This window comes from Protofrankia sp. CiP1_Cm_nod3 (genome assembly GCF_982290655.1).
In genome coordinates this window covers 26,945-34,280 of sequence record NZ_CEVIVD010000028.1, presented here as the reverse complement: position 1 = coordinate 34,280, position 7,336 = coordinate 26,945, and the positions used below count along the sequence as shown (strand labels likewise).

2 protein-coding genes are annotated in these 7,336 nt (G+C 73.1%); both read right to left on the bottom strand.

What is annotated here, in order from left to right:
• Nucleotides 1–2,986 (bottom strand): type I polyketide synthase (locus AC5LUJ_RS08200; RefSeq protein WP_493464733.1); only part of this gene is annotated, 2,986 nt, incomplete at its 3' end.
• An 83-nt stretch (nucleotides 2,987–3,069) separates the two neighbouring features.
• Nucleotides 3,070–6,969 carry a type I polyketide synthase gene (locus tag AC5LUJ_RS08195; RefSeq protein WP_493464732.1) on the bottom strand — a complete coding sequence of 1,300 codons (3,900 nt, stop codon included), beginning with the start codon at nucleotides 6,967–6,969 and terminating at the stop codon, nucleotides 3,070–3,072.
• Between the last annotated feature and the right edge of the window lie 367 nt (nucleotides 6,970–7,336).

Sequence of the window (7,336 nt, the reverse complement as noted above, 5' to 3'; positions counted from 1 at the left end):
CGGCCTGCTCGTGGCTGCTGGGGTTGTGGGAGCTGTTCAGCCAGTACCGCTGCCGTTGGAAGGGGTAGGTGGGGAGGTCGACCCACCGGGCCCGCCACGGCTCGAAAACCGCCGGCCAGTGTGGGGTCACCCCGTGCACATGCAGGTGTGCCAGGGCGGTCATCGCCATATCGGTCTCGGGGCGCCGCCCGTCCAGAACGGAGACGATCACCGGTGTCGGAACCGGTGTCGAGGCCGGAGACGTCCTGGGGACCGGGGCCGAGGGAATGGGACGGTCCGGGGCCGCCGTCGACAGCACCGGCTGGGGGCCCAGTTCCACGAACACGGTCACCTGGTCGGCCACCAGCGCGGTCACCACGTCGCGGAAAGGCACCGTGTCGCGGCAAGGAACGCTGTCCTGGGAAAGCACCGCGTCCTGGAAAAGTCCGGTGTCGTGGAGCTGCCGCGCCCAGTATTCCGGTGTGCCGGCCTCCTCGGTGACGAACCGGCCGGTCCGGGCGGAGAGGATCGGGACCGTCGGGGAGCTGAAGGCCAGCTTGTCGACGATCCCGCGGAACTCGTCGGGGACAGGGCCGGCCGCCGCCGTCGCGCCGTCGCCAGCGCCGTCACCGTCGCTGTCGCGGGGATGCCGTCGCGGCAGCCGGCCCGGCGCGGCCAGCAGCGTAGCGGCGTCGGACAGGGAGAGCACGCCCGCCACATGGGCCGCCACCAGCCCGCCGCAGGCGTCGCCGGTGATGACGTCCGGCCGGATTCCCCAGTGCTCTAGCAGCCGGAACAGCGCCACATCCAGGGCGAACAGCGCGGCCCGGGCGAACACGGGCCGCGCGAGCAGGGCGGCGGACGCGGAGTCCTCGGCTGCGAACACCACGTCGCGTAGCGGCCGGTCGGGACGCTGGCCGGGATACCGGGCGAGATGGTGCTCCAGCTCGGCCCACACCGCGTCCAGCGCCTCGGCGAACACCGGGAACGTCCGGTGAAGCTGCCGGCCCGTCCCGAGCAGCCGACCATCCCAGCCGTTGGAACCGCCCGAGCCATCCTGGCCGCTGGAGCCGTCCAGAGCGTCTGAGCCGCCCGAGTCATCCGAACTGCCCAGGCCGGTCAGGGCCTCCGGGTGGCCGGAACCGCTCAGGCCGCCCGGATTACTCGGGCCGGCCAGGCGGCCAACGTCGTCCAGGCCGGTGAAGAGGAAGGCCGTCTTGCCCGGCGTGGACGCGCTCCCCCGCAGCAGGCCCGGCGCGTCGCTCCCGGCGGCCGCGGCGTCCAGTGTGCGCAGCAGGTCGTCGCGGTCCGCGGTGACGACGGCCGCGCGGTGCTCCAGGTGCGCCCGGGTCGTGGCGAGGGATGCGGCGACGGTGTGGGCGTCCAGCGTCGGATCGGCCCGCAGATGATCGGCCAGCCGGCCCGCCTGTGCCCGCAACGCGGGCTCACCACGCGCCGACAGCACGCAGGCGACAGCCCCGGCGGAAAGAACCCCGGCCTGGAGCCCGCCGACGTGGATCGCCCCGGTGGGGACGGTGCCGGCGGCCCCGGTACTGGTGGCAACGGCCCCGGTGTGGATGGTGCCGGTGGGGGGCGGCGCTGAGGCGGGGCCGTCGGCCGGGGACGGCTGTTCGAGGATGGCGTGCCCGTTGGTACCACTGATCCCGAAGGAGGAGACCGCGGCCCGCCGGGGCCGCCCGCCCGTCTCCGGCCAGGGGACCGGCTCGGTCAGCAGCCGCACCGCCCCGGACGACCAGTCCACGTGCGGGGTCGGCCGGTCGACGTGCAGCGTGGACGGGAGCACCCCGTGCCGCATCGCCAGCACCATCTTGATCACACCGGCGACGCCGGCGGCGGCGGCCGTGTGGCCGATGTTCGACTTGATCGACCCCAGCCACAGCGGACGGCCCGCCGGCCGGTCGTGCCCGTAGGTCGCCAGCAGCGCCTGCGCCTCGATCGGGTCCCCCAGCTTCGTCCCCGTACCGTGCGCCTCCACCACGTCCACCTCGTCCGCGGACAGCCGGGCGTCCGCGAGCGCCTGCCGGATCAGCCGCTGCTGCGCCGGCCCGTTCGGCGCCGTCAGCCCGTTGCTGGCGCCGTCGGAGTTCACCGCCGATCCACGGACCAGCGCCAGCACCGGATGGCCGTTACGGCGCGCGTCCGACAGCCGCTCCAGCAGCAGCATCCCCACCCCTTCGCCCCACGACGTGCCGTCCGCGCCGGCCGCGAACGGCTTGCACCGGGCGTTGGAGGCCAGCCCGCGCATCCGGCTGAACGAGACGAACGGGTCGAGATTGGTCACCACGGTCACGCCGCCGGCCAGTGCCAGCGAGCACTCGTTGCGTCGCAGCGCCTGGCCGGCCAGGTGCAGCGCCACCAGCGACGACGAGCACGCCGTGTCCACCGTGAACGAGGGGCCGTGGAATCCCATGGTGTAGGAGATCCGGCCGGACAGCACGGAGAGCGCCGTCCCGGCCAGCAGGTAGGGGCCGATGTTGTCCGGCGCGTCGAGATGGGTCGGGCCGTAGTCGGAGCCGGTCGCGCCGATGAACACCCCGGTCCGGCTCTCCCGCAGCGCCAGCGGGTCGATACCGGCCCGCTCGAAGACCTCCCACGCGCTCTCCAGCAGCAGCCGCTGCTGCGGATCCATCGCGAGCGCCTCCCGCCGCGATATCCCGAAGAATTCCGCGTCGAAATCGGCCGCGTCGTGCAGGAAACCACCCTCCCGCACATACGTCTTCCCCGGCACCCCCCGATCGGGATCGTAGAGCGCGTCCACATCCCACCCCCGGTCCACCGGGAAACCCGAAACGGCGTCACCACCACGCGCCACCAGCTCCCACAAACCCTCCGGCGACGACACACCCCCCGGGAAACGACACGCCATCCCCACGATCGCCACCGGCTCGGCCGCCGTCTCCTCCACCGCGCGCAACCGCGACCGGACCTCGTGCAACTGAGCCACGACCCGCTTCAGGTAGACCCGAAGTTCCTCTTCAGCAGCCATCACATGTCACTTTCTCATGATGATTCCGGATTTCAGCACGGCGATTTCGGACGTCGACGATTCCGGCCGCCGACACGGCACGATCAGTAGACGCCGGGGTCGTCGTCGATGAACGCGAAAAGCTCCTCGTCCGTGGCGTGGTCGAACCGGTCGCCAACAGCGGCCGCCCCGACAGCAGTGGCTCCGGCAACGGACGCCGTAGCGACGGAAGGCCCAGTGGCGGAGGACTCGGTGGCGGAGGCCGCGGTGATGGGGGTAGCGGTGATGGGGGTAGCGGTGGCCGGTGCGCAGTGCCGCAGCAGCGCGGACAGCCTCGTGCGTATCCTGCCGAGCTCGTCCGTGCCCGCCGGCACCACCGCGATGGCGGCCTCCAGCCGGTCCAGCTCGGCCATGGCCGGCGACGGCCCGCCGACCCGCCCGCCACCGTCGCCTCGGCTGGCCCCACGGCCGCCGCCCTGGCCGTCCGGCGCCGGCTTGCCATGGCCGCCGCCACGGCGGTTGCCGTCCGGCGCCGGCTCACCGCGGAGCAGTTCGGCGCGCAGCAGCCGGGCGAGCGCGACCGGAGTGGGATGGTCGAACACCACGGTGGGGGGTAGGCGCAGCCCGGTCAGCGCGCCCAGCCGGTTGCGCATCTGCACCGCGGTCAACGAGTCGAAACCGAGGTCGCGGAAGGCCCGGCCCACCTCCAGCAGGTCCGGCCGCGGATAACGCAGGATGCTCGCGGCCTCGGCGCGCACCAGCCCCAGCAGGAGACGGTCCTGATCGGCCGTTGTCAGCCCGGCCAGCCGCCGTGCCAGCGGCGGGACGCCGTCCTCCCCGGCGGTCGTGCCGCCGTCCGTGCCGGTGCTTCCCGCGCCGTTGCCACCGGCGTCGCTGCCGCCTGCGCCTTTCGGGGCGTCCACCGGAGGTGACGGCGCCGGAATGCGCGGCGAGAACGACGGCACGACCGGTGCGGACGCCGCCGACGCGACCGGTGCGGACGCCGGGGCGGGACGCAGCCAGTACCGCTGCCGCTGGAAGGCATAGGTGGGCAGGTCCACCGGATCGGCCGGTACGCCGCCGCCGAGAACGGCGGGCCAGTCCAGCGGCGCCCCGTGGACATGTGCCTCCGACACCGACGCCAGCAGGCGTTCGGCCCCGCCCTCGCCGCGCCGCAGCGAGGACAGCACGACGGCGTCGTGGCCGGTTTCCCGCGCGGTCTCCTCCAGGGCGATGGTCAGCACCGGATGCGGACTGATCTCGATGAGGATGTCGTAGCCGTGCCGCAGCAGCGTCCGCGTCGCCTGCTCGAAGTGGACGGTGTCGCGCAGGTTGCGGTACCAGTAGCCGGCGTCGAGCGCGCCGGTGTCGAGCAGGTCCCCGGTCACGGCCGAGCAGAAGGGGATGTCGCCGGCGCGGGGGGTGACCCCGGCCAGCTCGGTGAGCAGCCGCTGCCGGATCCCCTCGACGGCCACCGAGTGCGAGGCGTAGTCGACCGGGATCTCCCGGGCCCACGTCCCCTCCGCCTCGCACCGGGCGAGCAGTTCCCGCACCGCATCGGGGTCACCGGAGACGACCGCCGAACGCGGGCTGTTCCTGGCGGCTACCGAGATGCGCCCGTCCCATGCGGCCAGGCGTTCGTCCAGTTCGGTGGACGGCAGCGACACCGAGGCCATCGTGCCCCGGCCGGCGAGCGCGAGCAGCGCCCTGCTGCGCAGCGCCACGATCCTGGCGGCGTCGGGCAGCGACAGCGCGCCGGCCACGCAGGCAGCGGCGATCTCGCCCTGGCTGTGCCCGACGACGGCGTGCGGCCGGACGCCGTAGGACCGCCAGAGCGCGGCCAGGGAGACCATCACCGCGAACAGGACGGGCTGCACCACGTCGACCCGGTCCAGGCCGGGCGCGCCTGGCTCGCCGCGTAGCACATCGACGGGTGAGAAGTCGACGTGCCCGGCCAGGGCGGCGGCGCACGCCGCCATCCGCTCGGCGAACACCGGGGAGGAGCCCAGCAGCGGCGCGGCCATCCCGGCCCACTGGGAGCCCTGGCCGGGAAAGACGAAGGCGATCCTCCGGTCGCCACCGGCGATGCCCTGGACAACGTGGTCGGCCACCTCGCCACGGGCCAGCGCGGTGAGACCGGCGGCCAGGCGGGGACGGTCCGCCGCCAGTACCACGGCCCGGTGCTCGAAGCGCGACCGGGCCGTGGCCAGCGACCACGCCACGGCGGCCGGGCCGGGGCCGGGACGGGCGTCGAGGTGGGCGGCCAGCCGCAGAGCCTGGTCACGCAGGGCACCGGCCGACCGCGCCGACAGCACGAACGGCAGCACCGCGGGAGCCGACGCCACCGGCGGCGTGCCGGCGTCCCCGATATCTCCGATATCTCCGTTTGCGCTCCCGGCCTGCCCGGTACCCGCGGCCTGCCCGGCCTGCCCGGCGTCCGGGGCGTCCACGGTATTCGTGATGTTCCCGGCGGCCGGGACCTCCCTGACCTCTCCGGGCGTGCTGGTGCCCGTGAGCGCGCTGGTGTCCCCCGGGTGGCCGGTGTCGCCGGGCGTGCCGCTGCCCGGGGACGCGCCGAGGGCCGGCTGCCCGTCGGGGCGGGCCCGGTCGTCACCGGGCGGGGCCTGCTCCAGGACCGCGTGGGAGATGGTGCCGCTGACGGCGAAGGAGGAGACCGCGGCCCGCCGGGGCCGCCCGGCCGGCTGCGGCCAGGAAACCGCCTCGGTCAGCAGCCGCACCGCCCCGGACGACCAGTCCACGTGCGGGGACGGCTGGTCGACGTGCAGGGTGGGCGGCAGCACCCCGTGCCGCATCGCCAGCACCATTTTGATCACACCGGCGACGCCGGCGGCGGCCTGGGTGTGCCCGAGGTTGGACTTCACCGATCCCAGCCACAGCGGACGGTCCGCCGGCCGGCCCTGGCCGTAGGTCGCCAGCAGCGCCTGCGCCTCGATCGGGTCCCCCAGCTTCGTCCCCGTACCGTGCGCCTCCACCACGTCCACCTCGTCCGCCGCCACCTGCGCGTCGGCGAGCGCCTGCCGGATCAGCCGCTGCTGCGCCGGCCCGTTCGGCGCCGTCAGCCCGCTGCTGGCGCCGTCGGAGTTCACCGCCGACCCCCGCACCACCGCCAGCACCGGATGCCCGTTACGCCGCGCGTCCGACAGCCGCTCCAACAGCAGCATCCCCACCCCCTCACCGGCGCCGAAACCGTCGGCCTGGGCGGCGAAGGGCTTGCAGCGGCCGTCCGGGGCGAGCGCGCCCTGCCGGCTGAAATCGGTGAAGGTGCCCGGGGCGTACATCACCGTGGCGCCGCCGGCCAGCGCCAGCGAGCACTCGTTGCGCCGCAGCGCCTGGCAGGCCAGGTGCAGCGCCACCAGCGACGACGAGCACGCCGTGTCCACCGTGACCGTCGGGCCGTGGAAGCCCAGCAGGTAGGAGATCCGGCCGGACATGACCGCGGCGAGGGTGCCCAGCTTCAGGTAGCCCTCCACCTCCTCGGGTACTTCCCGCAGCCCGGCGGCGTAGTCGTGGTACATGACGCCGGCGAACACGCCGGTGTGGCTGCCCCGCAGCGTCACCGGGTCGATGCCGGCCCGCTCGAAGACCTCCCAGGCGCTCTCCAGCAGCAGCCGCTGCTGCGGGTCGATCGCGAGCGCCTCCCGGGGTGATATCCCGAAGAATCCCGCGTCGAAATCGGCCGCGTCGTGCAGGAAACCACCCTCCCGCACATACGTCTTCCCCGGCACCCCCCGATCGGGATCGTAGAGCGCGTCCACATCCCACCCCCGGTCCACCGGGAAACCCGAAACGGCGTCACCACCACGCGCCACCAGCTCCCACAGCTCCTCCGGCGACGACACACCCCCCGGGAAACGACACGCCATCCCCACGATCGCCACCGGCTCGGCTGCCGCCTCCTCCACCGCGCGCAACCGCGACCGGACCTCGTGCAACTGGGCCGTGACCCGCTTCAGGTAGTCCAGCAGCCGCTGTTCCTCGGTCATGTGTATCACCTTCACAAATTCGGGAAATCGCACCGACGGACCCGGTCCGCCAGGCCGCCGATCCACGCGATCGAAGATCCATCCGACATGTCCAAGATCACCGATCAGATGCGCGCACATCCTGTTCTGATCAGGAACTCAGGAAAACAAGAGGGTTGTGCAGAACTTTCCGGGCGGCCTCCGTAACGATTCTCCGCCCCAAGGCAATGAAATGATCCAGATCACGTGGAAAGGGTTCCGAGAAAACCTTCGAACGCGGAAACGGCTGCCATGGCGACTGCTTGCTCCCCCACACTCATGATTCGATCATGCGATCGATTCCGGGACGGATTCCGGAACGGATTCCGCGTTACCTGACCGGTGTGCT

Excerpts from the sequence above, each read along its gene's own strand:
- AC5LUJ_RS08195 (WP_493464732.1), bottom strand. The coding sequence starts at position 6,969 with ATGACCGAGGAACAGCGGCTGCTGGACTACCTGAAGCGGGTCACGGCC.